Source organism: Streptomyces luteogriseus (genome assembly GCF_014205055.1).
Lineage (GTDB): Bacteria > Actinomycetota > Actinomycetes > Streptomycetales > Streptomycetaceae > Streptomyces > Streptomyces luteogriseus.
Genome location: NZ_JACHMS010000001.1, coordinates 2,412,593 through 2,438,637, shown reverse-complemented (window position 1 = coordinate 2,438,637; position 26,045 = coordinate 2,412,593). Strand labels below are relative to the sequence as shown.

The following is a 26,045-nucleotide window of genomic DNA, read 5'->3' as shown; positions in this document are numbered from 1 at the left end:
CCACTGGTTTATGGGAATCATTTTCATATAAGCTCTGCGAAGAGGCCCGGCACCGATGCCTTCCGGTGCCGGGCCCCTTCTTTGCGCCGGCCTGCTCCGGACCCTCAACCGGAGAAGCCGACGTGCGCGAGCCGCAGCGGGCCGCGCAGCCTGAGGTGCACGTCGTGGACGCCCGCGGCGGCGAGGGACGCCCCGAGGGAGACGTAGTCGTACGGACCCGAGGTCGGTGCGGCCGGCGACAGCACCGCGAGTGCCGGGCCGCCGTCGAGGGACAGCTCGACCGTGCCCTCGCCGGCCACCTCCACCGTCACCTCGGAGATGCCCCGGCCGAAGTCGCAGGCGCGGTAGAGCAGTTCGCCCGTCTCCGGGCCCGCCGGTGTCACCGCGTCGCCCGAGACCTTCGTCCGGTCGACGATCGCGATGCCCCGCTGCTCGTCGAAACCGGCCGCGGCCAGGCCGTTCGCGAGGACCGCGCGCGGCAGGGCCGGCTCGCCGTCGAGCGTGACCGTCGTCCGCAGCCGGACGTCCTCGCTGGACGCCCCGGCCAGCAGCTCGTACCCGCCCGGTTCCACCCGCCACCGGTCCTGGGCGACGTCCCAGAACGCGAACGCGGTCAGCGGGACGTCGAAGTCCAGCTCGGCCGTCGCCCCCGGGGCGAGCGTGACACGGCGGTGGTCCAGCAGCTCACGGCGCGGACGCGGCACCGACGCGTCGACGGCCCGGGTGTACAGCTGGGCCACCTCGTCGGCCGTCACGGCACCGGTGTTGGTGACCGAGAAGGAGACCCGCACCGCCGCGTCCTCGACCCGGGCCGTCAGGCCGCCGTACGCGAAGGAGGCGTAGGACAGGCCGTGCCCGAAGGAGAACAGGGGCGTCCCCTCGAAGTACAGGTACGTCTGGCGGGCACCGATCACGTCGTAGTCGAGGAGGCCGGGCAGGTCGGCGTCGTCGGCGTACCAGGTCTGCGGGAGGCGACCGGCGGGGGAGACGTCACCGGCCAGGACGCGGGCCAGGGCGGTGCCGGCCGCCTGGCCGCCGTGCGCGGTCCACAGCACCGCCGGGAGGCCGGTGGGGTCGAGGGCGTACGGGTAGGCCGAGACCAGCGCCAGCACGGTGGCCGGGTTCGCCGCCCGGGCCGCCCGCAGCAGCCGCTCCTGCTGTTCCGGAAGGCGCAGTGTCGTACGGTCCTCGGTCTCGCGGCCGTTGATGTGCGGGTCGTTGCCCGCGACCACCACGACCACGTCGGCCGAGGCGGCAGCCCGCGCCACCGCCTCCTCGCCGCGCTCGGCGACGACCAGCTCGAAGACCTCGGGATCTTCGTCGGCAACCTTCACGCCGTCGGCGGAGACACACACGTGCCGCCCCGTCCCCAGGTGCTTCAGGAGGTGCCCGTTCCCGTGCGGTTCCAGGCGGAACGTCTCCTGCACGATCCAGCCGCCCGGCTGGTCGGCGGAGGCGCGCAGGCAGCCGTCGTCGGCGACCGAGAGATAGCGGCCGTCGGGGGCGCGCAGGGTCAGGACGCCCTCGCCCCAGTCGGCGAGCGCCAGCTCGGTGCCGGCGGCGTCGGTCGTGAGCGCGGGCAGGTCGGTGCGGCCCGCGAGCAGCGCCGGGTCGAGCGCTCCCTCGGCGCCGCGCATCTCGTCGGCGGCGTCCTCGGCCGCCGGCACGTGCAGGAACGCCCCCGTGGACGTCTTCAGCCGGACCCGGTCCACGCCCTCCGCGAACTCCACGCGCTCCGCGCCGAACCGCTCGTACAGGCCCTCCAGCGGGGTCGAGCGGTGGATGAGCGTGCCGCTGTACCAGTCGAGCTTGCACTCGTCGGCGAGCGGCCCGACCACCGCGATCCGGGTGTCGGGGGCGAGCGGCAGCACCCCGTCGTTCTTGAGCAGCACGATCGCCTGCTCGGCTGCCTCCTGGGCGAGGGCGCGGTGCGCCGGGGTGTCGAACTCACCGGTCACGTCGTGCGGGTCGTAGCCCGGGTCGAACTCGCCGAGCCGGAAACGCACCGACAGCTGACGGCGGACGGCCGTGTCCAGATCGGCCTCCGTCAGCAGGCCGCGCTCCAGGGCGCCGCGCAGCCGCCCGGTCATCTGCGAGGAATCCGTGCCGTGGTCGGTGAAGCTGTCGACCCCCGCGACGAGGGCGGCGGCGGTGGCCTCCTCGTGGGTGTCGAAGTAGTGCTCGGAGTCGACCAGGTTGCTCGGCGCCCCCGCGTCCGAGCAGACCAGCAACTCCTCCTCGGTCCAGGTCCGCAGGTGCTCGGCCAGATACGGGGAGACGTGGTTGGGGCGGCCGTTGACCAGGTTGTACGCCGGCATCACCCCGGCCACCGCGCCCGCCTCGACGGTGTCGCGGAAGGCCCGCAGGTCGTACTCGTGCAGGACCCGCGGACGCACCGAGCTGGACGTCGTGGAGCGGTCCGTCTCGTTGTTGTGGGCCAGCCAGTGCTTCAGCACGGGCGCGGTGCGCCAGTAGGTGGGGTGGTCGCCGCGCAGGCCGTGTGTGTAGGCCGTGGCGATCGCCGAGGTGAGCTTCGGGTCCTCCGAGTAGCCCTCCTCGTTGCGGCCCCACAGCGGGTGGCGCAGCAGGTTGACCGTCGGAGCCCAGACGTTCAGGCCGACCCGGTCGTCCTTGGCGCGCATCGCGCGGATCTCCCGGGACACCGCGTCGCCGACCCGCCGCACCAGCTCCGGGTTCCAGGTGGCGCCGAGGCCGACCGCCTGCGGGAACACCGTCGCCGGACCCATCCACGCCACACCGTGCAGCGCCTCCTGGCCGGTGCGGAAGGCCGCGACGCCGAGCCGTTCGACGGCCGGCGCGAACTGGTGCAGGAACGCGGTCTTCTCCTCCAGCGTGAGCCGCGACAAGAGGTCGTCGATCCGCTTCGCGAACGGCAGTTGCGGATCACGGAAAGGTTCGGTGGACGGGGTGTGTGCGGTCACGTGGGATCCCCTTGCGATGGATCGTGGAGGTGCTTTCGAAGCGCTTCGATGCTGAGTTGCCCAGAGGTCGAGTGTCAAGGGAGCAGCGCCATGACTTCAAGCAGTGCATGAGGAAAGGTCCCCTCCCGTGCTGTGGAGGAAGTTTGCGAACGACCCTTGTGCGCCCTGGGGTGTTCACTTAACCTCACAGCAACATCGAAGCGCTTCGACTACGGAAAGCCCTGGTGGGTCGAAAACTCGCTTCGGCTCAGCCAGTTCCACTCGAGACACCGCAGCCGACGGCCCTCCGCCGGGTGTCCTGGTGCGCCATGAAGGGTTGACGCAATGACGCCGAACGCCGCCTCCGCCTCCTCCGGACCGAGCCGGAGAAGTTTCCTCGCCTCCACGGCGGTCGCCACCGCGGCCGTGGCCGGCGGGATGCCGCTGCTCGCCGCCTGCGGCGGCTCGGACAGCGGCTCGAAGGACGGCACGACGTCCGGCAAGAGCGCCAAGAAGCTGCTGCCGGCCTACGTCGCGAGCAACGTGGTCTCGCCGGACATCCCGTCCAAGAACGGCTCGGCGATGGGCTTCACCGGCAAGCTCGACCTGGCCGGCCTCAAGACCTCGGTGCCGAAGAAGCTCGGCAAGGGCAGCCGCGTCAAGATCATGTCGCCGTTCTGGGGCACGCCGCCGAAGGGCGACAACCCCTACTACACGACGATGAACGACCTGATCGGCGTCGACATCGCCTGGCAGAACCAGGACGGCAACACCTACGACGAGAAGCTGGGCGCGGTGCTCGCCTCCAGCGACCTGCCGGACGTCGTGGTCATCCCCAGCTGGAACATGGGCGGCAAGATACCCAGCGCCATCATCAGCAAGTTCGCCGACCTCGGCCCGTATCTGTCCGGGGACGCGATCAAGAAGTACCCGAACCTCGCGGCCATCCCGAGCGGCGCCTGGCAGTACTCCATCTTCGGCGGCAAGCTGCGCGGCCTGCCCCAGCCCGCCCCCTCCGTCCCCGGCATCGTGCCCTTCTACCGCAAGGACGTCTTCGACAAGGAGGGCTACGAACTCCCCAAGTCCCCGGACGAGTTCCTCGCCCTCGCCAAGGAGATCACCCGGCCCAGGGCCAAGGTGTGGGCCTGCGACGACATGAAGTGGGCCGCCTTCGAGTTCTTCGGTGTGCTCTCCGGCAGCGAGAAGCCGCTCGGCTGGAACCTGGCCGACGGCAAGATGGTCTACCGCGTCGAGACCGAGGAGTACCTCGAAGCGCTGGAGTGGGTGCGCAAGCTGTACGCGGCGGGTGTGGTGCACCCCGATGCCAAGGCGGCCAACCAGGGCACCGCCGGCGACCGCTTCACCGCCGGTCAGGTCCTGATGTACAACCAGAACATCTCGGACTGGTGGGGCAAGATGGCCGAGCAGGCGGGCCAGAACGCCGACTTCCGGATCTCCGGCATGGACATCTTCGGCGCCGACGGCGGTGACCCCACCCTGTGGGCCGGTTCGCCCGCGGGCATCTTCGCCTTCGTCAACAAGAAGGCGTCCAAGACCGTCGTCGAGGACATCCTGGCCGCCGCCAACGTCACCGCCGCCCCGTACGGCACCAAGGAGTACATGCTCACCAACTACGGGGTGGAGGGCACGCACTACACCGTCAAGGACGGGGTGCCCACCAAGAACGACAAGGGCAACCAGGAGGTCCTGAACGCCTATGTGATGCTCGCCAGCCCCGCTCCGACCATCGCGCACCCGGACCTGCCGGACATCGCGAAGGAACAGGTGGAGTGGCAGCAGCGGATGGGCGCCTTCACCAAGAAGTCCACCTTCTGGGGCATGCAGATCACCGAGCCCGCCCGCTACACCAACCTCTCCAACGACTTCGAGCAGCTGGAGGACGACGTCGTCCGCGGCCGCAAGAAGATCAGCGATGTGCAGCAGGCCGTCTCCGACTGGAAGAAGCAGGGCGGCGACAAGCTGCGGGACTGGTACCAGAAGCTGCACGACACCAACGGTTCGGCACAGTGACCCGGCGCTGAGGCAAGGAGAGATCCGTGGCCAACAGCACGGTGCCTCGCAGCAGGGCCGAGGCGGAGACCACCGAGACGGCTTCCCGTGCGGCGGACGCCACCGGGGAGCGGCCGGAAAAGAGGAAACTCTCCGGCAAGCTGAGCCTGAGGCTGCGGTTCCGCCGCGACCGCACGCTGATCCTGATGACCCTGCCGGCCGTCGCGCTGGTCCTGGTCTTCAACTACATACCGATCCTCGGCAACGTCGTCGCCTTCCAGGAGTACGACCCCTACGTCAGCGACAACGGCTTCGTCGCGATGCTGGAGAGCCCCTGGGTGGGCGTCGAGCAGTTCCAGCGGATCTTCGCGGACTCGGCGTTCTGGGACGCCGTGCGGAACACGCTCGTACTGTTCGGCCTCCAGCTGGTGCTGTTCTTCCCGATCCCGATCGTGCTCGCGCTGCTCATCAACAGCGTGATCAGGCCCCGGATCCGGGCGGTGTCGCAGGCGATCCTCTACCTGCCGCACTTCTTCTCCTGGGTGCTGGTGATCACCGTCTTCCAGCAGATCTTCGGCGGAGCGGGCATCATCGCGCAGACCCTCCGTCAGCACGGCTACGAGGGCTTCGACCTCATGACCGACCCGGGGATCTTCAAGTTCCTGGTGACGTCGGAGGGCGTCTGGAAGGACGCGGGCTGGGGCATCATCGTCTTCCTCGCCGCACTCGCCTCCGTGAGCCCCGACCTCTACGAGGCGGCGTCCATGGACGGGGCCGGGCGCTGGCGCCGCATGTGGCACGTCACGCTGCCCGCGCTGCGGCCGGTGATCGCCCTGCTGCTGGTGCTGCGCGTCGGTGACGCGCTCACCGTCGGCTTCGAACAGATCCTGCTGCAACGCGATGCGGTGGGACCGGGGGCGGCGGAGGTCCTCGACACCTATGTGTGGTGGAACGGCGTCCGCAACCAGGACTTCAGCTACGCGGCGGCGGCCGGTTTGATCAAGGGCCTCGTGAGCGTGGCGCTCGTCCTCGCCGCGAACAAGGTGGCCCACTTCATGGGCGAGCAGGGGGTGTACAAGAAGTGACCGCCGTCATCGACAAGGCCGCCCTCGAGGAGGCCGCGCGCGAACCCCGCTTCTGGGAGGCCCCGCCGCGGCCCGTCTGGGAGGAGGAGCCCAGCAAGGCCGGGGTCGCGGGCAAGGGCATCGTCCTGGCGGGTGCCTGCCTCGCGGTGCTCTTCCCGCTGTGGATCGTCGTCGTCACCAGCCTGTCCTCGAAGCAGACCATCACCGAGGCCGGCGGCCTGGTGCTGATCCCGAAGGGCATCACGTTCGTCGCCTACCAGGAGCTGCTGAGCGGCGGGCAGGTGACCAGGGCCGCCATCGTCAGCGTGTGTGTCACGCTCGTCGGCACGGCCTTCTCCATGACGGTGTCGGTGCTGGCCGCCTACGGCCTGTCCCGCAGCGGGTCGCTGGGGCACCGCTGGCTGCTGATGACCCTGCTCGCGACGATGTTCTTCGGGGCCGGGCTCATCCCGACCTATCTGCTCGTGCAGTCGCTGGGACTGACCGACACCTACCTCGCACTGATCCTGCCGAGTGCGGTCAGTGTCTTCAACATCCTGGTACTGCGCGGGTTCTTCATGAACCTCTCCTCGGAACTCGTCGACAGTGCCCGGATCGACGGTGCGGGGGACTGGCGGATCCTCTGGCAGATCGTCATGCCGCTCTCGCGGGCCGTCATCGCGGTGATCACGCTGTTCTACGCGGTGGGGTACTGGAGCGCCTGGTTCAACGCGTCGATCTACCTCAGCGACCAGAGCATGATGCCGCTGCAGAACGTCATGATCCAGCTGGTGCAGAAGCAGGAGGCGCCGGTCGGGGTGAGCCAGGCGATCAAGACCGGGCAGATCTCCGCGCTGGCGATCCAGATGGCCGTGATGGTGATGGCGCTGCTGCCGGTCGCCGTGATCTCGCCGTTCGTCCAGAAGCACTTCAAGAAGGGCATGCTCACCGGGGCCGTCAAGGGCTGACCGTAGGGCTGTCGGTTGTTCGTCGTCCGCGGCTGCCTCGTGGCGTGCCGCGCAGTTCCCCGCGCCCCTGAGGGCACCTCCTTCCCCTTCTTCGCGTGAAACCGAGGTATGTCATGAGCGCGTTTCACCTCAGCAGACGGTCCGTGCTGGCCGGGACCGCCGCCGTCGCCGCGGTCGCCTCCCTTCCGTCGGTCCAGGGACAAGCCGCGGCCGTCACACCCGCCGAGGGCGGATACCGGTGGCGCAACGCCGTCCAGGGCGGCACCGGATTCATCACCGGCGTGCTGTTCCACCCCTCCGTCCGCGGACTCGCCTACCTCCGCACCGATATCGGCGGCGCCTACCGCTGGGACGACCGGACCGACCGCTGGATCCCGCTCACCGACCACCTCGGCTGGGACGACTGGAACCTGCTCGGCGTGGAGGCCATGGCCGTCGACCCGGCGCATCCGGACCGGGTCTACCTCTCCCTCGGCACCTACGCGCAGTCCTGGGCCGGCAACGGGGCCGTGCTGCGGTCGGAGGACCGCGGCGCGACCTGGCAGCGCACCGACCTCACCGTGAAGCTCGGAGCCAACGAGGACGGCCGGGGCTGCGGAGAGCGGCTGCTCGTCGACCCGCGCGACAGCGACACCCTGTGGCTCGGCACCCGGCACGACGGGCTGCTCAAGTCCACCGACCGGGGCGCGACATGGAAGGCCGTGAGCTTCCCGGCCGCTCCCAGCGCCACCGGCCAGGGCATCACGCTCCTGGTCGCCGCCGGCCGCAGCGTCTACGCCGGCTGGGGCGACTCCGACGGCACCACCGGCAAGCCCAATCTGTACCGCACGTCCGACGGCACCACCTGGGAGGCCGTCCCCGGGCAGCCCGCCGGTACCGCCGCCAAGGTCCCGGTACGGGCCGCGTACGACCGGCACACCCGCGAGCTGTACGTGACGTACGCCGACGCCCCGGGCCCGAACGGCCAGACGGACGGCAGCGTGCACAAACTGCGGACGGCGAACGGGAAGTGGAGCGAGGTCACGCCCGTGAAGCCCGGCGCTGCGACGAGCGACGGCGGAACCGACTCCTTCGGCTACGGCGGTGTCGCCGTCGACGCCCGCGACCCGGGGACCGTGGTCGTCTCCACCAACAACCGCTGGTCGCTGATCGACACCCTGTACCGGACCACCGACGGCGGCCGCACCTGGACATCCCTCAAGGACAAGGCCGTCCTCGACGTCTCCGAGACGCCCTACCTCAAGTGGGGCGCCGACAAGCCCAAGTTCGGCTGGTGGATCCAGGCCGTCGGACTCGACCCGTACGACTCCCGGCACGTCGTCCACGGCACCGGCGCGACCCTCTACGGCACCCGCGACCTCAAGCACTGGGCCCCGCAGATCCGCGGCGTGGAAGAGGCTTCAGTACGCCAGTTGATCTCACCCCCGACCGGCACGGCACACCTGCTCAGCGGGTCCGGCGACATCGGTGTGATGTACCACGAGCGGCTCACGGCGTCGCCGTCGCGCGGCATGGCGTCGAACCCCGTGTTCGGCTCCGCCACCGGCCTGTCGCTGGCCGCGGCCAAGCCGTCCTACGTGGTCCGGGCCGGCTGGGGCGACCACGGCAACGGCGCCTTCTCGAACGACGGCGGCAAGACCTGGGCGCCCTTCGAGGCCCAGCCGGACGTGGCCAAGTCGGCGCCCGGCCCGATCGCCACCAACGCCGACGGCAGCGTGCTGCTGTGGTCCTTCGGCACGGCCAACCCGGGGTACCGCTCGGCCGACAACGGCGCCGGCTGGTCCGAGGTCGCCTCCTTCCCGAAGGGTGCCGCGCCTGTCGCGGACCCCGTGGACCCGGCCCGCTTCTACGCCTTCGACACCACCACCGGCACGCTCTTCGCCAGCACCGACAGCGGCCGGACCTTCACCGCGCGGGCCACCGGCCTGAGCTCGGGCGACACCGAGTTCCAGCTGGTCGGGGCACACGGGCGCTCCGGCGACCTGTGGCTGAGCCTGAAGTCGAACGGGCTGTACCGCTCGACCGACGGCGGTGCGACGTTCAGCAGGGTCGCCGGCTGCCGGGCCTCGTACACCCTGGGCTTCGGCAAGGCCGCCAGGGGCGCTTCCTACCCGGCCCTCTACATGGTCGGCTCCACCGAGACCATCACCGCCGTGTACCGCTCCGACGACGAGGCGAAGACCTGGACGCGGATCAACGACGACCGGCACCAGTGGGGCTGGACCGGCGCCGGCATCACCGGTGACCCGCGCGTGTACGGCCGTGTCTACATCGCCACCAACGGACGCGGCGTGCAGTACGGGGAGCCAGTCCGATGACCGTGCGGAAACGGCCCGGCCTGAGCGACGTCACCCGGGGCCGTCTCCTCTTCGGCGGGGACTACAACCCGGAGCAGTGGCCCGAGGAGACCTGGCACGAGGACGTCCGGCTGATGAAGGCCGCCGGCGTCAACTCGGTCACCCTCGGCGTCTTCTCCTGGTCCAAGCTGGAACCCGAGCCGGGAGCACGGGAGTTCGGCTGGCTGGACACCCTGATGGACCTGATGCACGAGAACGGCATCGGCGTCGTCCTCGCCACCCCGACCTCCTCGCCCCCGCCCTGGATGGGCCGGCTGCACCCCGACACCCTCCCCGTGACCGAGGACGGCCGCACCGAGTGGTGGGGCGGCCGACAGCACTTCTCGCACTCCAGCGCCACCTACCGGCGCTACGCCGCCGCCATCACCGAGGACCTGGCCGCCCGCTACGGCGGCCACCCGGCCCTGACGATGTGGCACATCAACAACGAGTACTGCACCTTCGACCACGGCGACGAGGCGGCCGCCGCCTTCCGGCGGTGGCTGCGCGAGAGGTACGGCTCGCTCGACGCCCTCAACGAGGCCTGGGGCACCGCCTTCTGGAGCCAGGGCTACGACACCTGGGACGGCATCCTGCCGCCCCGCCTGCCGCACTACATGCGCAACCCCGGCCAGGTCCTGGACTTCCGCCGCTTCACCTCCGACATGCTCCTGGAGTGCTACACCGCCGAGCGGGACATCGTCCGGCGCCACACCCCGCACCTGCCGGTCACCAGCAACTTCATGCCGCTGTGGTTCGGGCAGGACGCCTGGCGCTGGGCCGAGGAGGAGGACGTCGTCTCCGTCGACCTCTACCCCGACCCGCGCGACCCCCTCGGCGCGCAGAACGGCGCCCTGGTCCAGGACATGACCCGCTCCCAGGCGCGCGGGCCCTGGATGCTGATGGAGCAGGCGGCCGGGCCGGTCAACTGGCGGGGCGTGAACCACCCCAAGCCGCGCGGTCTCAACCGGCTCTGGTCGCTCCAGGCCGTGGCCCGGGGAGCCGACGCCGTCTGCTACTTCCAGTGGCGGCAGTCCCGGCAGGGCGCGGAGAAGTTCCACTCCGGCATGGTCAGCCACGCGGGGGAGGAGGGCCGGACGTACCAGGAGGTCAAGCGGCTCGGCGCCGACCTGGAGCGGATCACCCCCGAGGTGACCGGCCGGCACCTCACCGCGAACATCGCCGTGCTGCACGACTGGCACGCCTGGTGGGCCGGCGCCCAGGACGGCCGTCTGTCCAGTCTGGTGGAGTACCCGGACGTCCTGCGTGCCTGGCACCGCGCCCTGTGGCAGGCGCACCTCACCACCGACTTCGCCCACCCCGAGCACGACCTGACGCCGTACCCGCTGGTCGTCGTGCCGCAGCTGTACTCCCTCACCGACGCCGCGACCGACAACCTCCTCGCCTACGTACGGCAGGGCGGCACCCTCGTCTGCGGCTTCCAGACCGGCGTCGCCGACCAGGACGACCGCGTCCGCCCCGGCGGCATGGACGCCCGGCTGCGCGAGCTGTTCGGCATCCGCACGCTGCACGAGTGGTGGCCACTGGACGCGGGGGAGACGGTCGCCTGCGAGGGCTTCCGGGGCACCCTGTGGTCCGAGGAACTGGAACCGGACGGCACCGCCGAGGAGACCGTTCCGTACAAGGGCGGCGAACTCGACGGACTGCCCGCCGTCCTGCGCAAGGGCCGGGCCTGGTACGTCTCCACGCTCCCGGAGCCCGAGGCGCTGCGCGGTCTGCTGGCGTCGATCGCCGCGGGCGCGGGCGCGCGGCCCGTGCTCGACGGTCTCCCCGAGCAGGTGGAGGCCGTGCGGCGGGGCGAGGTGCTGTTCGTGCTCAACCACGGCCGCGATGCGGTGACCGTCGAGGTGCCCGGCACCCATCGCGACCTGCTGACCGGTACGGACGTCACCGACCGGGTCACCCTCGGCCGCTACGAGGCGGCGGTGCTGCGGCCATGACCGACTCCGCCCCCGTCCACGGCACCTGGGAGCCGCACCCGGCCGCCCGCTGGGAGGACGCCTTCCTCAGCGGCAACGGCCGGCACGGCGTCCTGGTGTTCGGCGATCCGCACACCGAGCGGGTCGTCGTCACCCACCACACCCTGGTACGGCCCCATGGCCGGGACCCCCGCCCTCCGCAGCTCGCCGGTGACCTCCCCGGACTCCAGGACCGTCTCCTGGCGGGCGACACGACCGCCGCCGAGGACTTCACGGACGGGCGTCCCCTCCAGTGGGTGCAGCCCTTCCACCCGGCTTTCCAGGTCCGGCTGGACCGGCCCGAGGACGGCGGCCACGACTACCGGCGGGAGGTCGACTTCACCACCGGAGTGGTGAGCACGACCTGTGCCGGCCGGGCCGGCCGCGTCTTCGTCTCCCGCGCCGACGACGTGATCGTCCAGCACCTCACCGGACCCGGACTCACTCTCGACATCGACCTGGACCCCCGGCTGCCCGGCGCCCCCGCCCGACTGGGCATCGGTCACGGAGCCGTCCTCACCCCCGAGGGCGCCCTGCTCAGCCTGCGCGCCCGCTACCCGGACGGCGACAAGGCCTGCACCGGCGTCACCCAGGTCACCGTCACCGGCGGCACGACCACCCTGGTGCCCCCGGCCGTGCGCATCGAGGGCGCCCGGTCCGTGCTGCTCCTCACCCGGGTGCACCGGCACACCGGTGAGCTCGACGTGGTGGCCGAGGGCCGTGCCCTGCGCGACCTGCCCGCCGCCTACGACGAGCTCCTCGACCGCCATGCCGCCCTGCACCGCACCGCCTACGAGCGCGTCACCCTCGACCTGGCCGCCGACCCCGCAGAACGGGCCCTGCCGGGCTCGGAGTTGCTCAAGCAGCCGCGCAGCGCCGCCCTGCTGGAGCGCCTCTTCGCCGCCGGGCGCTACCACCTGCTGTCGGCCAGCGGGCTCTTCCCGCCCCGCCTGACCGGGCTGTGGACCGGCGACTGGGACACCGCCTGGTCCGGCGCGTTCACCAACGACGCCAACCTCAACCTCCAGACCGCCTCGGCCGCCGCCGCAGCCCTCCCCGAGGTCACCGAGGCCCACGCGAACCTGGTCCACCGTCTGATCCCCGACTGGCGCGACAACGCCCGCACGATCTTCGGCACCCGGGGTGTCGTCGCCCCCGCCCACTCCGACGGCGAGTCCGGCCACTCCTACCACTACAACCGCGAGTACCCGCTGCACCTGTGGACGGCCGGTGCCGACTGGCTGCTCAAGCCGCTCGTCGACCACGACGAGACCCACGGCACCCGCGACCCCCGCACCGCCGCCGCCCTCGCCGAAGTCGCCCTGTTCTACGAGGACTTCCTCACCCGGACGGACGAGAACGGCCATCTCGTCGTCGTCCCGTCCTACTCACCCGAGAACCGGCCCGCCAACGCCGGGTGGGGCACCGTCAACGCCGCCATGGACCTCTCCGCGGCCCGCCACGCCCTGCGCACGGCCGCCGCCTACCACCCGGGCCCCGACGCCGACCGCTGGAACGCCCTCGCCGACCGGCTCCCTCCGCACCGGATCAACGAGGACGGCGCCCTGGCCGAATGGGCCTGGCCCGGCCTCACCGACTCCTACGACCACCGCCACCTCAGCCACCTCTATGGTGTCTGGCCGCTCGACGAGATCACCCCCTACGACACCCCCGGACTGGCCGACGCCGCACACCGTGCCCTCGAACTGCGCGGCGCGGAGAACGACTCCGCGCACGGCCACCTCCACCACGCCCTCGTCGCGGCCCGGCTCCGGGACGCGGACCGTGTCGCGCACGCCCTCGGCCAGGTCCTGGACGGGGACTTCTTCCACGCCTCCCTGATGAGCGCGCACTACCCCGGCCGCGACGTCTACAACGCCGACGCCGCGCACACCCTGCCCGCCGTGCTGATCGAGATGCTCGTCCAGTCGACCCCCGACCGGCTGGTCCTGCTGCCCGCGCTGCCGACGGCGTTCCCCGACGGCGCCCTGCGCGGGGTGCGCACCCGGTTCGGGGCCGAGCTCGACCTCACCTGGACGCGGGACGGCGCCGTCGTCGTCATCAGGCCCGGCCGCACCCACCGCGTCGAACTGCGGACTTCCTCCGGCGCAGAATCCCTCCACCTGGTCGCCGGAGAAGACCACGTCCTCACCTCGAGGTCGTGGTAGTTCCCCCCATCCCCCCACCCCATGGAAGGGACACCATGGCAACACGCACGCTGAGCAGGGTCACCAAGGCCCTGCTGGCTCCCGCCCTGGCTCTCGGAGCGACCGTCGGTCTCGCCTCCGCCCCCGCCTCCGCCGCCGTCTGGAACTCCTGTGACCAGTGGGCGCAGACCAACCTGAACGGCTACACGCTCTACAACAACATCTGGGGCGGCGGCGCCGGCAGCCAGTGCATCTGGGCCAACTCGGGCACCAACTGGGGCGTCTGGGCCAACCACCCCAACACCGGCGGCATCAAGTCCTACCCGAACCAGACGAAGGCGATCAACAAGTCGATCACCTCGCTGGGCTCGCTCTCCAGCAGCTACAACGTCAGCGTCCCGTCGTCCGGCGCGTACAACACGTCGTACGACATCTGGGACACGGACCACGACTACGAGATCATGCTCTGGGTCAACAAGACCGGACCCGTCGGCCCGATCGGCTCCTCGCAGGGCAGCGTCAGCCTCGGCGGCCACTCCTGGAACGTCTTCAAGGGCACCAACGGCGCCAACGAGGTGTTCTCGTTCATCCGCACCTCCAACTCCAGCTCCGGCACCGTGAACATCCTGCCGATCCTGAAGTGGATCAAGGACACCAAGAAGTGGATGGGCAACGAGACGATCGGTGACGTGCAGTTCGGCTACGAGGTCACCTCGTCGTCCGGCGGCCTGAACTTCACCACCAACAACCTGACGGTCAGCAGCAGCTGACCCATCGCGGGGCCGGGGGCGGCCGTGCCGTCAGGCGCGGTCGACCTCGGCCCGCAGCACGTTGTAGTCCGCGAAGGCCGACTCGACCTCGTCGCGGGTCAGGCCGTAGCGGGACAGGTCGTAGGTGTGCTTGCGTGCGCCCTTGGGGCGGGCGACGGCCGCGGGCAACCGGGCCGCGTCGGCCTCGGTCCACCGGGCGCCGACGGCCGCGAAGAGCTTCGGGGCGCCGGTCGCGGGATCGGAGCCGAGCCAGGAGTACGGGGCGTCCACCAGCTGCTGTGCGGGGATGGCGGCCCGGGCGGCGAGACCGCGCGTCATGGCCCGGCTCAGCAGACCCAGCCAGGTGGCGCCGATGCCCGTCAGGTCGACGGGCCGGGTGCTGACGGCCATGCCGTGCTCGATCAGGGAGCAGAAGGACGCCACGACGGTGACCGGGTCGCGGTGGCACCACACGATCGTGGCGTCCGGGAAGACCGTGCGCAGCGCGTCCAGGTTCTCCAGGTGCATCGGGGACTTCAGCATCCAGCGCCGCCGCGGCCGACCGTACTGGAGGACCTGGTAGACCTGCTTGAGATACCGGTAGTCGGCGGTGAAGTCCCGCGCACAGTGCCACTCCCGGTACTCGGGGATACGGGCCTGGGAGAACGGCATCAGGGCGTGCGGCAGCGCGAACGTGCACTCCTCCGGGCCCTCGGCGGCCATCGCGTGGATGTCGCGGAAGCGCGGCGCGAACAGGTCCGTGCCCCGCACCATCCGGCGCCCGGCCGCGATCGCCCGGCGCCGTTGCCGGGGCGGCAACTCCAGGTCGGGCGCGAGCAGTTCCCACAGCAGCGGGCTCCGGTGCTCGTCGGAGACGGACAGCACGGCGTGCGTGACGGTGGTCGCTGTGCGGGGCAGCCCCACCACGAACACGGGCCTCTCGATCGGCTCCCGCTCGATCTCCGGGTGCTCGGCGATCAGCCGTCGCACCCGCGCCCGGTTGGCCAGATGCCGCCGGACGTGGCCCTGCGCGGCCTGCCAGCCGACCGGGGTCAGGCCCTCGGCCTTCGCCCACCAGTCCAGCAGCGCCCGGAAGTCGTCGACGAACTCCCGGTCTCCCGGCGCCTCCCCGGTCTCCACCACGATGCGGTCGAAGATCCGGCCGGGGTTCCCGCGGGAACCGAAGGCGGGCCGCAGCGCCAGGTCGGCGAGGGTGAGGGCGAGCGGAGACGAGGACACGCGGGAAACCTACCCCCTGTGACTGGGCTGCGCTGGACGGAAGTTGGCCGAACAGGCGAAAGGGGATGGCCGGAAGACCTCCATCGATCCGGCCATCCTCTTCGGCACGGCTACTCCGCTACAGGCAGCCGTGCCCCGTCCCGCAGGAACAGCGGGATGCGGTCCAGGGGGGCGTCGACCGTCACCGCCCGGCCGCCCTCGTACGTCTCACCCGTCCACGCGTCCGTCCAGGACGCCCCCGCCGGCAGGTAGGCCGTACGGGCGGTGGCGCCGGCCGTCAGCACCGGCGCGACCAGCAGATCCGGGCCGAACAGATAGGAGTCGTCGACCGACCAGGCCGCCGGGTCGTCCGGGAACTCCAGGAACAGCGGCCGCATCACCGGCAGGCCCTCCTCGTGGGCCGCGCGCATGACGTCCAGCACATACGGCTTCAGCCGCTCGCGCAGCCGCAGGTACCGCTCCAGGATCGCGCCGGCCTCCTCGCCGTACGACCACACCTCGTTCGGGCCGCCGGTCATCTCCGGGCCCAGCGGCATGCCCGGGTCGCGGAAGCCGTGCAGCCGCATCAGCGGGGACAGCGCGCCGAACTGGAACCAGCGGACCATCACCTCCCGGTACGCCGGGTCGTCCGGGTCGCCGCCGTGGAAGCCGCCGATGTCGGTGTTCCACCACGGGATGCCCGACAGGGCCGTGTTGAGGCCGGCCGCGATCTGGCGGCGCAGGGTCGGGAAGTCCGTGCCGATGTCACCGGACCACAGGGCGGCGCCGTAGCGCTGACTGCCCGCCCACGCCGAGCGGTTGAGGGTGACGATCTCCTCCTCGCCGGTGGCGGCCAGGCCCTCGTAGAAGGTGCGGGCGTTCTCCGCCGGGTAGGCGTTGCCGACCTCCAGGCCCGGACCGGCCCAGTAGCGCAGGTTCTCCTGGAAGCCCGGCTTCAGCTCCGGCTCGCAGGCGTCCAGCCAGAACGCCGTGATGCCGTAGGGGTCGAGATAGTTCTCCTTCACCTTCGACCACACGAACTCCCGGGCGTCCGGGTTGGTGGCGTCGTAGAAGGCCACCTGGACCGTGGAGGCGACCTCCTTGTCGGGCCAGTCGGCGTGCGCCATCGGCCCGTACTGGGTGCCGATGAACCAACCGCGCTGCTCCAGGACCGGATGGTTCTCGCTCAGCGGCGACACCGACGGCCAGACGCTCACCACCAGCTTGATGCCGAGCTCCTCCAGCTCGCGCACCATCGCCCCCGGGTCGGGCCACTCCTTCGGGTCGAACTTCCAGTCGCCGAGGTGCGTCCAGTGGAAGAAGTCGCAGACGATCGCCGAGATGGGCAGACCGCGCCGCTTGTACTCCCGGGCCACCGCCATCAGTTCGTCCTGGGTGCGGTAGCGCAGCTTGCACTGCCAGAAGCCCGCCGCCCACTCCGGCAGCATCGGGCTGCGGCCCGTCACCGCGCTGTAGCGGCGCTGGCCGCCGGCCGGATCGCCCGCCGTGATCCAGTAGTCGATCTGCCGGGCCGAGTCGGCGACCCAGCGGGTGCCGTTGTGCGCCAGCTCCACGCGGCCGATCGCCGGGTTGTTCCACAGCAGGGTGTAGCCACGGCTGGAGGTCAGGACCGGGATGCCGACCTCGGCGTTGCGCTGGACCAGGTCCAGCACCAGGCCCTTCTGGTCGAGCCGCCCGTGCTGGTGCTGGCCGAGGCCGTACAGTTTCTCGCCGTCGTAGGCGGCGAAGCGCTGCTCCAGGCGGTGGTGGCCGTTGCCGACGGCCGTGTAGAGGCGGGAGCCGGGCCACCAGAAGTGGGCGCGGTCCTCGGCCAGGATCTCGGCGGAGTCCTCCGTGCGCAGGAAACGGATCAGGCCCTCGGCGCTCACTTCGACGGTGAGCGCGCCGACGGCCAGCAGTCCCCGGCCGTCCTCGATCTTCACCGTGGCCGGCGTCGCGGGAGCCTCGTCGAGCAGGGCACCCGGCAGCCCGTCGAGGACGGGGCCGCCGAGCCGGGCACGCACCCGGACCGCGTCCGGACCCCACGGCTCGATCCGGACGGTCTCCTGGCGGCCGCTCCACTCCAGCGCACCGCCCCGCTCGCGGAAGGTGCCGACGGTCGGGGAGGACTGCGCCAGGCTCACCTGGGGCTGGCTTTCAGCAGGCTGATTCACGAGGCGGGCTCCTGTGCGGAAGCAGACATGGGGGTGCCCCGGAAGGGGCGCTGTTCAATGACTGGGAGTGACTACGACCGGCTCGGCGCCGGTCCCGTGCTGCCCCGTACCGTCAGCTCGGGGGCGATCAGCACGACCTCGTCGCCGTCGCGCCCCTCCAGCTTGGCGACCAGATGGTCCACGGCGTGCCGGCCCATCTCCTGCGCGGGGATGGCCACCGACGTCAGCCGCACCGAGGCCTGCATCGCGACCTGGTCGGGGCAGATCGCGACCACCGAGACGTCCTCCGGCACGGCCTTGCCCTGCTGGCGCAGCAGCGCGAGCAGCGGCTCGACCGCCGACTCGTTCTGCACGATGAACCCCGAGGTGTCCGGGCGCTCGTCGAGGATCCGGGCGAGCGTCACGGCCATCGCGTCGTACCCGCCCTCGCACGGCCGGTGCAGCAGCCGCACGCCCAACTCGCGCGAACGGGTCCTGAGTCCGTCGAGGGTGCGCTCGGCGAAGCCGGTGTGCCGCTCGTAGACGGCCGGGGCCTCCCCGATGACAGCGATGTCCTGGTGCCCCTGCTTGGCCAGGTGCTCCACGCACAGCGCGCCCGTCGCCCGGAAGTCCAGATCGACGCAGGTCAGACCCGAGGTGTCGGCGGGCAGCCCGATCAGCACGGACGGCTGGTCCGTCGCGCGCAGCAGCGGCAGCCGCTCGTCGTCGAGTTCGACGTCCATCAGGATCATCCCGTCGGCGAGCCCGCTGCCCGCCACGCGGCGCACCGCGTCGGGACCCTCCTCGCCGGTGAGCAGCAGCACGTCGTACCCGTGGGTGCGGGCGGAGGTCGCCACGGCGATGGCGATCTCCATCATCACGGGCACGTACATGTCCGTGCGCAGCGGGATCATCAGCGCGATGATGTTCGACTTGCTGCTCGCCAGGGCGCGGGCCCCGGCGTTCGGGTGGTACCCGAGCTCGCGGATGCTCTGCTCCACCCGGTGCCGGGTGGTCGCGGAGATGGACCGCTTGCCGCTGAGGACATAGCTCACCGTGCTCGCCGAGACTCCGGCGTGCTGGGCGACCTCGGCGAGGGTGACCATCCAGCTCTCCAAGCTCTTGTGAAGCGCTTCGACAGTGCGCGTTGCTGATACAGGTGTGTGGGGGTGGTTCGACAGTAGCTCCAGCAGGAGTGGGTGTCCATAGGTTGTCGAAGCGCTTCGATACCGATTTCCCGGAGCGCTCTCAGGGCGGGACTCGCCCCCCGCGCGGCACCTCGATGCAACACCGTCGCCGGCCGTGCGGACAAGTACCGTGCTTGCCGCGCCCCCTTCGGCCGAACGGACGCGCGAGGACTGGTGGGAGCGTCCGGATTCGGGTACCAACGATCCAGTAGCACTGGTCGGTAACGAAACGGTCCTCCATCTTCTAGTTGCGGCGAGGTGCCCCTCATGTCCGCTTCCACCACCCCCTCTTCCCGTCCCGCCGTCACCGAGCGGGAGGCCCGTGAGGTGGCGGAGGCCGCCCGGGAACAGCACTGGCGCAAGCCCAGCTTCGCCAAGGAGCTGTTCCTCGGCCGCTTCCGGCTCGACCTCATCCACCCCCACCCCCTCCCGGACGACGAGCTGGCACAGCGCGGCGAGGAGTTCCTCGCCAAGCTCCGCGACTTCGTCGAGACGAAGGTCGACGGGGGCCTCATCGAGCGTGAGGCCCGGATCCCCGACGAGGTGATCGACGGGCTCAAGGAGCTCGGCGCCTTCGGCATGAAGATCGACACCAAGTACGGCGGGCTCGGCCTCGGGCAGGTGTACTACAACAAGGCGCTCGCCCTGGCCGGCTCCGCCAGCCCCGCGATCGGCGTGCTGCTCTCCGCGCACCAGTCGATCGGCGTGCCCCAGCCCCTGAAACTGTTCGGCACCCAGGAGCAGCGGGAGCGCTTCCTGCCGCGCTGCGCCCGCACGGACATCAGCGCCTTCCTGCTCACCGAGCCCGACGTGGGCTCCGACCCGGCCCGTCTCGCCACCACGGCCGTGCCCGACGGCGACGACTACGTCCTCGACGGCGTGAAGCTGTGGACCACCAACGGCGTCGTCGCCGACCTGCTGGTCGTCATGGCCCGGGTCCCGAAGAGCGAGGGCCACCGCGGCGGCATCACGGCCTTCGTCGTGGAGACGAACTCGCCGGGCGTCACCGTCGAGAACCGCAACGCCTTCATGGGCCTGCGCGGCATCGAGAACGGCGTCACCCGCTTCCACCAGGTCCGCGTCCCCGCCGCCAACCGCGTCGGCGAGGAGGGACAGGGCCTGAAGATCGCCCTGACCACCCTCAACACCGGGCGGCTCTCCCTGCCGGCCTCCTGTGTCGCGGCCGGCAAGTGGTGCCTGAAGATCGCCCGGGAGTGGTCGGCGGCCCGCGAGCAGTGGGGCAAGCCCGTCGCACACCACGAGGCGGTCGGCTCCAAGATCTCCTTCATCGCGGCCACCACCTTCGCCCTGGAGGCCGTGACGGACCTGGCCTCGCAGATGGCCGACGAGGACCGCAACGACATCCGCATCGAGGGCGCCCTCGCCAAGCTGTACGCCTCCGAGATGGCCTGGACGATGGCCGACGAACTCGTCCAGATCCGCGGCGGCCGCGGCTTCGAGACCGCCGACTCCCTCCGGGCCCGCGGCGAGCGCGGCGTCCCCGCCGAGCAGCTCCTGCGCGACCTGCGGATCAACCGCATCTTCGAGGGCTCCACCGAGATCATGCACCTGCTGATCGCGCGCGAGGCCGTCGACGCCCACCTCTCGGTCGCCGGTGACCTCATCGACCCCGAGAAGTCCCTCGGCGACAAGGCCAGGGCGGGCGCGAACGCGGGCGTCTTCTACGCCAAGTGGCTGCCGAAACTGGTCGCAGGACCCGGTCAGCTCCCGGCCTCCTACGGCGAGTTCAAACGCGAGGTGGACCTCTCCGGGCACCTGCGCTACGTCGAGCGCACCGCCCGCAAGCTCGCCCGCTCCACCTTCTACGCCATGTCCCGCTGGCAGGGCAGGATGGAGTCCAAGCAGGGCTTCCTCGGCCGGATCGTCGACATCGGCGCCGAGCTGTTCGCCATGAGCGCGTCCTGCGTCCGGGCCGAACTCCTGCGCAGCCAGGGCGACCACGGCCGCGAGGCCTACCAGCTCGCCGACGTCTTCTGCCGCCAGGCCCGCATCCGGATCGAAGAGCTCTTCACCCGTCTGTGGAGCAACACCGACGACCTCGACCGCAAGGTCGTCAAGGGCGTCCTGTCCGGCACCTACGAGTGGCTGGAGCAGGGCATCGTCGACCCGTCGGGCGAGGGCCCCTGGATCGCGGACGCGACACCGGGACCGTCGCAGAAGGAGAACGTCCACCGCCCGGTCCGGTAGACCCGGCCCTCACGGGGGCGTGCGCCGGTATGGCGCGCGCCCCCATGAGGGGGACGCGCTGTCCTCACACACCGGCCTTACGGCGACAATGGAGGGATGAGCGACAGTCCAGCCCCCCTCGCCGATCCGCACCTGGTCTACGACCCCGTAGCGGGAGACGGACCGAAGGACGTGGTGATCCTCGGCTCCACCGGGTCCATCGGCACCCAGGCCATCGACCTCGTGCTGCGCAACCCCGACCGGTTCCGGGTCACCGGCCTCTCGGCCAACGGCGGCCGGGTCGCCCTCCTCGCCGAGCAGGCGCACCGGCTGCGGGTGCGGACGGTCGCGGTGGCCCGCGAGGACGTCGTACCGGCGCTGCGCGAGGCGCTCACCGCGCGGTACGGCACGAGCGAGCCGCTCCCCGAGCTCCTCACCGGCCCGGACGCGGCCACCCGGCTCGCGGCCTCCGACTGCCACACCGTCCTGAACGGCATCACCGGCTCCATCGGACTCGCCCCGACCCTGGCCGCCCTGGAGGCGGGCCGCACCCTGGCGCTCGCCAACAAGGAGTCGCTCATCGTCGGCGGCCCGCTGGTCAAGGCCCTCGCCAAGCCCGGGCAGATCATCCCGGTCGATTCCGAGCACGCCGCCCTCTTCCAGGCCCTGGCCGCCGGCACCCGCGCCGACGTCCGCAAGCTGGTCGTCACCGCCTCCGGCGGCCCCTTCCGCGGCCGTACGACGGCCGAGCTGGCGAACGTCACCGTCGAGGACGCCCTCGCGCACCCCACCTGGGCCATGGGCCCGGTCATCACGATCAACTCCGCGACCCTCGTCAACAAGGGCCTGGAGGTCATCGAGGCACACCTCCTCTACGACATTCCCTTCGACCGCATTGAGGTGGTCGTGCATCCCCAGTCGTATGTCCACTCGATGGTTGAGTTCACGGATGGATCGACACTGGCCCAGGCGACCCCGCCCGACATGCGCGGGCCCATCGCCATCGGCCTCGGCTGGCCCGAGCGCGTCCCCGACGCGGCCCCCACCTTCGACTGGAGCAAGGCCTCGACCTGGGAGTTCTTCCCGCTCGACAACGAGGCCTTCCCCTCGGTGAACCTCGCCCGGCACGTGGGCGAGCTCGCGGGCACCGCCCCGGCGGTGTTCAATGCGGCCAACGAGGAGTGCGTGGAGGCGTTCCGCCAGGGCGCACTGCCCTTCGACGGGATCATGGACACCGTCACCCGGGTGGTCGAGGAGCACGGCACCCCGCGTACGGGAACCTCGCTCACCGTGGCGGACGTCCTCGAAGCGGAGACCTGGGCGCGGACCCGGGCCCGGCAACTGGCGGCACAGACGGCGGAGGCCCGTGCATGACGACCCTGATGTTCATCCTCGGCATAGTCCTCTTCGCGGTCGGCCTGCTGTTCTCGATCGCGTGGCACGAGCTGGGGCACCTGTCCACCGCCAAGCTCTTCGGCATCCGCGTGCCGCAGTACATGGTGGGCTTCGGCCCCACGATCTTCTCGCGCAACAAGGGCGAGACGGAGTACGGCATCAAGGCCATCCCGTTCGGCGGCTACATCCGCATGATCGGCATGTTCCCGCCCGGCCCCGACGGCCGGATGGAAGCCCGCTCCACCTCCCCCTGGCGCGGCATGATCGAGGACGCCCGCACCGCCGCCTACGAGGAACTCAAGCCGGGCGACGAGAACCGCATGTTCTACACGCGCGCCCCCTGGAAGCGCGTGATCGTGATGTTCGCGGGCCCCTTCATGAACCTGGTCCTCGCGGTGGCGCTGTTCCTCACCGTCCTGATGGGCTTCGGCATCACCCAGCAGACCACCACGGTCAGCTCGGTCTCCCAGTGCGTCATCGCGCAGAACGAGAACCGCGACAAGTGCGAGAAGGGTGACCCGGCCGCACCCGCCGCCGCGGCGGGCCTCAAGGCGGGAGACAAGATCGTCTCCTTCGACGGGGTGAAGACCGACGACTGGAACAAGCTGTCGGACCTGATCCGCGCCACCCCCGGCAAGGACGTGCCGATCGTCGTCGAGCGGGACGGCAAGGACGTCACCCTGCACGCGAAGATCGCCACCAACCAGGTCGCCAAGAAGGACTCCGGCGGCCAGATCGTCGAGGGCCAGTACGTCCAGGCCGGCTTCCTCGGCTTCAGCGCCGCCACCGGCGTGGTCAAGCAGGACTTCGGCGACTCGGTGACCTGGATGGGCGACCGGATCGGCGAGGCCGTCGACTCCCTGGCCGCCCTCCCCGGCAAGGTCCCGGCGCTGTGGAACGCGGCCTTCGACGGGGCCGAGCGCGAGGCCGACTCCCCGATGGGCGTGGTCGGCGCGGCCCGCGTCGGCGGCGAGATCTTCACGCTCGACATCCCGCCCACCCAGCAGCTGGCCATGGCCCTCATGCTGGTCGCCGGCTTCAACCTCTCCCTGTTCCTGTTCAACATGCTCCCGCTGCTGCCGCTCGACGGCGGCCACATCGCGGGCGCCCTGTGGGAGTCGCTGCGCCGCAACACGGCCAAGGTGCTCCGCCGACCCGACCCGGGCCCCTTCGACGTGGCGAAGCTCATGCCGGTCGCCTACGTCGTCGCCGGGATCTTCATCTGCTTCACGATCCTGGTCCTGATCGCCGACGTCGTTAACCCGGTGAGAATCTCCTAGTCATACGGCGTTCGAGGCGGCCCGGCATGCTTTCCGCCGGGCCGCCTCCCATTGGGTGGCACAGCGGGTGGGATGTGCTCGCCCCGAGGCATGTGCCGTAATCTCGAAGCTCGGAGCCCGCTGCTCACGGGACCGGACCTTGATCCACGACTTGGGGTTGCACAGCAGATGACTGCGATTTCTCTCGGCATGCCGTCCGTTCCGACCAAGCTCGCCGAGCGCCGGAAGAGCCGCCAGATCCAGGTCGGATCCGTGGCCGTCGGCGGGGACGCCCCTGTCTCGGTGCAGTCGATGACCACGACACGCACCTCCGACATCGGCGCGACGCTCCAGCAGATCGCCGAACTCACCGCCTCCGGCTGCCAGATCGTCCGCGTCGCCTGCCCGACGCAGGACGACGCCGACGCCCTCGCGACCATCGCCCGCAAGTCGCAGATCCCGGTCATCGCCGACATCCACTTCCAGCCCAAGTACGTGTTCGCGGCCATCGAGGCCGGCTGCGCCGCGGTCCGCGTCAACCCGGGCAACATCAAGCAGTTCGACGACAAGGTCAAGGAGATCGCCAAGGCGGCCCGGGACCACGGCACCCCGATCCGCATCGGCGTCAACGCCGGCTCCCTCGACCGGCGCCTCCTCCAGAAGTACGGCAAGGCGACCCCCGAGGCCCTCGTGGAGTCGGCCCTGTGGGAGGCGTCCCTCTTCGAGGAACACGACTTCCGCGACATCAAGATCTCCGTCAAGCACAACGACCCGGTCGTCATGATCGAGGCCTACAAGCAGCTCGCCGCCCAATGCGACTACCCGCTGCACCTCGGCGTCACCGAGGCGGGCCCCGCCTTCCAGGGCACGATCAAGTCGGCGGTCGCCTTCGGCGCGCTCCTCTCGCAGGGCATCGGCGACACGATCCGCGTCTCGCTCTCGGCGCCCCCCGCCGAGGAGGTCAAGGTCGGCATCCAGATCCTGGAGTCCCTGAACCTCAAGGAGCGCGGTCTCGAGATCGTCTCCTGCCCCTCCTGCGGCCGCGCCCAGGTCGACGTCTACAAGCTGGCCGAAGAGGTCACGGCGGGCCTCACCGGCATGGAGGTCCCGCTCCGCGTCGCCGTCATGGGCTGCGTGGTGAACGGCCCCGGCGAGGCCCGCGAAGCCGACCTCGGCGTCGCCTCCGGCAACGGCAAGGGCCAGATCTTCGTCAAGGGCGAGGTCATCAAGACCGTCCCCGAGTCCAAGATCGTCGAGACCCTCATCGAAGAGGCCATGAAGCTGGCCGAGCAGATGGAGAAGGACGGCGTGACCTCCGGCGAGCCGTCGGTGGCTGTCGCGGGCTGAGACGGGGTTTTCCGCGCCCCGCAAGGGGCGCGGGGAGCTGCGCGACAAGCCACAGACGTCCCGCACCCGCCCGGCAACAGGAAGCCCCGAGCTCCGAGGCGCCCACCCAAGCAGCGCAGCTATAGTGCGGAGACCAGCAACCCCAGTTCGTGAGGCCCGCACGTGTTGACCCAGACGACCTCACGGGTCCTCGAACCGAGCGACCTGGACGCCGCGCTCGCCGTCCTCGACCGCGAGCCGGTCGCGAACGCCTTCGTGACGTCGCGCGTGCAGATCGCGGGACTCGACCCGTGGCGGCTGGGCGGTGAGATGTGGGGCTGGTACGAGGACGGCATACTCACATCCCTCTGCTACGCCGGAGCCAACCTGGTCCCGATCTGCGCCGGCCCGCGCGCCGTCCGCGCCTTCGCCGACCGCGCGCGCCGGGCCGGCCGCCGCTGCTCCTCCATCGTCGGCCCCTCGGACGCCACCTCCGACCTGTGGCGGCTGCTGGAACCCCAGTGGGGCCCGGCCCGCGAGGTCCGCCGCCACCAGCCGCTCATGGTCGCCGACCGCCTCCCGGCCGACGTCACCCCGGATCCCTACGTCCGCCGCGTCCGCAAGGACGAGATGGAAACGATCATGCCGGCGTGCGTGGCGATGTTCACCGAAGAGGTCGGCATCTCCCCGCTGGCCGGTGACGGCGGCCTGCTCTACCAGGCCCGCGTCGCCGAACTCGTCGGCTCCGGCCGCGCCTTCGCCCGCTTCGACGCGGACGGCAAGGTCGCCTTCAAGGCCGAGATCGGCGCCGCGACGGACCGCGCCTGCCAGATCCAGGGCGTGTGGGTGGCCCCCGAGTACCGCGGCACCGGCCTGGCGGCCCCCGGCATGGCAGCCGTCCTGCGCTACGCCCTCGCCGACGTCGCCCCGGTCGCGAGCCTGTACGTCAACGACTTCAACACCGCGGCCAGGAGGACGTACACGAGGGTCGGCTTCCAGGAGGTCGGCGCCTTCATGAGCGTCCTGTTCTGAAGCGCCCCGCAGGGGCGCGGGGCTGTGTGCGATGTGCGGCTCCGCCGCGTGGGCGTGCTCAGCCGCGTGGGCGTGCTCAGCCGAAGACAACCGGTACCCGGCTGACAACCGTGA

General features: G+C 70.9%; 16 protein-coding genes. 12 read left to right on the top strand and 4 right to left on the bottom strand.

Annotation, left to right across the window (positions count from 1 at the left end):
• Nucleotides 1–104: 104 nt before the first annotated feature.
• Nucleotides 105–2,942 carry a glycoside hydrolase family 3 C-terminal domain-containing protein gene (locus BJ965_RS10515; RefSeq protein ID WP_184908426.1) on the bottom strand — a complete coding sequence of 946 codons (2,838 nt, stop codon included), beginning with the start codon at nt 2,940–2,942 and terminating at the stop codon, nt 105–107.
• Nucleotides 2,943–3,266: 324 nt separating this feature from the next.
• On the opposite strand from BJ965_RS10515, the gene BJ965_RS10510 reads away from it, so the two are divergent.
• The 7 genes from BJ965_RS10510 to BJ965_RS10480 all read left to right on the top strand — a co-directional run bounded on the left by BJ965_RS10510 (nt 3,267) and on the right by BJ965_RS10480 (nt 14,195).
• Nucleotides 3,267–4,952, top strand: a complete 1,686-nt coding sequence (locus BJ965_RS10510) for an extracellular solute-binding protein (RefSeq protein WP_184908425.1) — start codon at nt 3,267–3,269, stop codon at nt 4,950–4,952.
• A 26-nt stretch (nt 4,953–4,978) separates the two neighbouring features.
• Nucleotides 4,979–6,016, top strand: coding sequence for an ABC transporter permease (locus BJ965_RS10505; RefSeq protein WP_184908424.1), 1,038 nt, complete (start codon nt 4,979–4,981; stop codon nt 6,014–6,016).
• The gene (locus tag BJ965_RS10500) at nt 6,013–6,963 is read left to right on the top strand and encodes a carbohydrate ABC transporter permease (RefSeq protein WP_184908423.1); all 951 of its coding nucleotides are present in this window, start codon (nt 6,013–6,015) and stop codon (nt 6,961–6,963) included. Before BJ965_RS10505 ends, BJ965_RS10500 begins: the two co-directional genes overlap by 4 nt.
• Nucleotides 6,964–7,076: 113 nt before the next feature.
• Complete coding sequence (locus BJ965_RS10495; RefSeq protein WP_184908422.1) at nt 7,077–9,281, top strand: sialidase family protein; 2,205 nt, start codon at nt 7,077–7,079, stop codon at nt 9,279–9,281.
• Nucleotides 9,278–11,260 carry a beta-galactosidase gene (locus tag BJ965_RS10490; protein ID WP_184908421.1) on the top strand — a complete coding sequence of 661 codons (1,983 nt, stop codon included), beginning with the start codon at nt 9,278–9,280 and terminating at the stop codon, nt 11,258–11,260. The genes BJ965_RS10495 and BJ965_RS10490 overlap by 4 nt, the downstream gene beginning before the upstream one ends.
• On the top strand, nt 11,257–13,446 hold the full coding sequence (locus BJ965_RS10485; RefSeq protein WP_184908420.1) for a glycosyl hydrolase family 95 catalytic domain-containing protein: 2,190 nt from the start codon (nt 11,257–11,259) through the stop codon (nt 13,444–13,446). The genes BJ965_RS10490 and BJ965_RS10485 overlap by 4 nt, the downstream gene beginning before the upstream one ends.
• Nucleotides 13,447–13,481: 35 nt before the next feature.
• Nucleotides 13,482–14,195 carry a glycoside hydrolase family 12 protein gene (locus BJ965_RS10480; RefSeq protein WP_184908419.1) on the top strand — a complete coding sequence of 238 codons (714 nt, stop codon included), beginning with the start codon at nt 13,482–13,484 and terminating at the stop codon, nt 14,193–14,195.
• 30 nt (nt 14,196–14,225) lie between these two features.
• Here the strand turns inward: BJ965_RS10480 and BJ965_RS10475 are convergent, their stop codons facing one another.
• The 3 genes from BJ965_RS10475 to BJ965_RS10465 all read right to left on the bottom strand — a co-directional run bounded on the left by BJ965_RS10475 (nt 14,226) and on the right by BJ965_RS10465 (nt 18,651).
• Nucleotides 14,226–15,413, bottom strand: coding sequence for a sulfotransferase family protein (locus BJ965_RS10475; protein WP_184908418.1), 1,188 nt, complete (start codon nt 15,411–15,413; stop codon nt 14,226–14,228).
• Between the two features lie 110 nt (nt 15,414–15,523).
• A complete protein-coding gene (locus BJ965_RS10470; protein ID WP_184908417.1) occupies nt 15,524–17,566 on the bottom strand; it encodes a glycoside hydrolase family 31 protein in 2,043 nt (680 codons plus the stop codon).
• 71 nt (nt 17,567–17,637) lie between these two features.
• A complete protein-coding gene (locus BJ965_RS10465) occupies nt 17,638–18,651 on the bottom strand; it encodes a LacI family DNA-binding transcriptional regulator (RefSeq protein ID WP_184908416.1) in 1,014 nt (337 codons plus the stop codon).
• A gap of 348 nt (nt 18,652–18,999) precedes the next feature.
• On the opposite strand from BJ965_RS10465, the gene BJ965_RS10460 reads away from it, so the two are divergent.
• From BJ965_RS10460 to BJ965_RS10440, 5 genes are all read left to right on the top strand, one after another.
• The gene (locus BJ965_RS10460) at nt 19,000–20,940 is read left to right on the top strand and encodes an acyl-CoA dehydrogenase family protein (RefSeq protein ID WP_184908415.1); all 1,941 of its coding nucleotides are present in this window, start codon (nt 19,000–19,002) and stop codon (nt 20,938–20,940) included.
• A gap of 96 nt (nt 20,941–21,036) precedes the next feature.
• Complete coding sequence (gene dxr / locus BJ965_RS10455) at nt 21,037–22,293, top strand: 1-deoxy-D-xylulose-5-phosphate reductoisomerase (RefSeq protein WP_184908414.1); 1,257 nt, start codon at nt 21,037–21,039, stop codon at nt 22,291–22,293.
• Between the two features lie 8 nt (nt 22,294–22,301).
• Nucleotides 22,302–23,594: a M50 family metallopeptidase gene (locus BJ965_RS10450; protein WP_184917037.1), complete on the top strand. Its 1,293-nt coding sequence runs from the start codon at nt 22,302–22,304 to the stop codon at nt 23,592–23,594.
• A 168-nt stretch (nt 23,595–23,762) separates the two neighbouring features.
• Nucleotides 23,763–24,920 (top strand): flavodoxin-dependent (E)-4-hydroxy-3-methylbut-2-enyl-diphosphate synthase, encoded by a 1,158-nt coding sequence (gene ispG, locus BJ965_RS10445; RefSeq protein WP_030853172.1) that lies wholly within the window; start codon nt 23,763–23,765, stop codon nt 24,918–24,920.
• A 162-nt stretch (nt 24,921–25,082) separates the two neighbouring features.
• Entirely contained in the window at nt 25,083–25,931 is an 849-nt protein-coding gene (locus BJ965_RS10440) for a GNAT family N-acetyltransferase (protein ID WP_184908413.1), read from the top strand.
• Nucleotides 25,932–26,045 lie beyond the last annotated feature (114 nt).

Bases quoted from the DNA above. Each gene is read 5' to 3' on its own strand.
- BJ965_RS10490 (WP_184908421.1), top strand. From the start codon at position 9,278: ATGACCGTGCGGAAACGGCCCGGCCTGAGCGACGTCACCCGGGGCCGT.
- BJ965_RS10480 (WP_184908419.1), top strand. From the start codon at position 13,482: ATGGCAACACGCACGCTGAGCAGGGTCACCAAGGCCCTGCTGGCTCCC.
- BJ965_RS10460 (WP_184908415.1), top strand. From the start codon at position 19,000: ATGTCCGCTTCCACCACCCCCTCTTCCCGTCCCGCCGTCACCGAGCGG.
- BJ965_RS10465 (WP_184908416.1), bottom strand. From the start codon at position 18,651: ATGGTCACCCTCGCCGAGGTCGCCCAGCACGCCGGAGTCTCGGCGAGC.
- BJ965_RS10450 (WP_184917037.1), top strand. From the start codon at position 22,302: ATGTTCATCCTCGGCATAGTCCTCTTCGCGGTCGGCCTGCTGTTCTCG.
- BJ965_RS10495 (WP_184908422.1), top strand. From the start codon at position 7,077: ATGAGCGCGTTTCACCTCAGCAGACGGTCCGTGCTGGCCGGGACCGCC.
- BJ965_RS10485 (WP_184908420.1), top strand. From the start codon at position 11,257: ATGACCGACTCCGCCCCCGTCCACGGCACCTGGGAGCCGCACCCGGCC.
- dxr (WP_184908414.1), top strand. From the start codon at position 21,037: ATGAGCGACAGTCCAGCCCCCCTCGCCGATCCGCACCTGGTCTACGAC.
- BJ965_RS10510 (WP_184908425.1), top strand. From the start codon at position 3,267: ATGACGCCGAACGCCGCCTCCGCCTCCTCCGGACCGAGCCGGAGAAGT.
- ispG (WP_030853172.1), top strand. From the start codon at position 23,763: ATGACTGCGATTTCTCTCGGCATGCCGTCCGTTCCGACCAAGCTCGCC.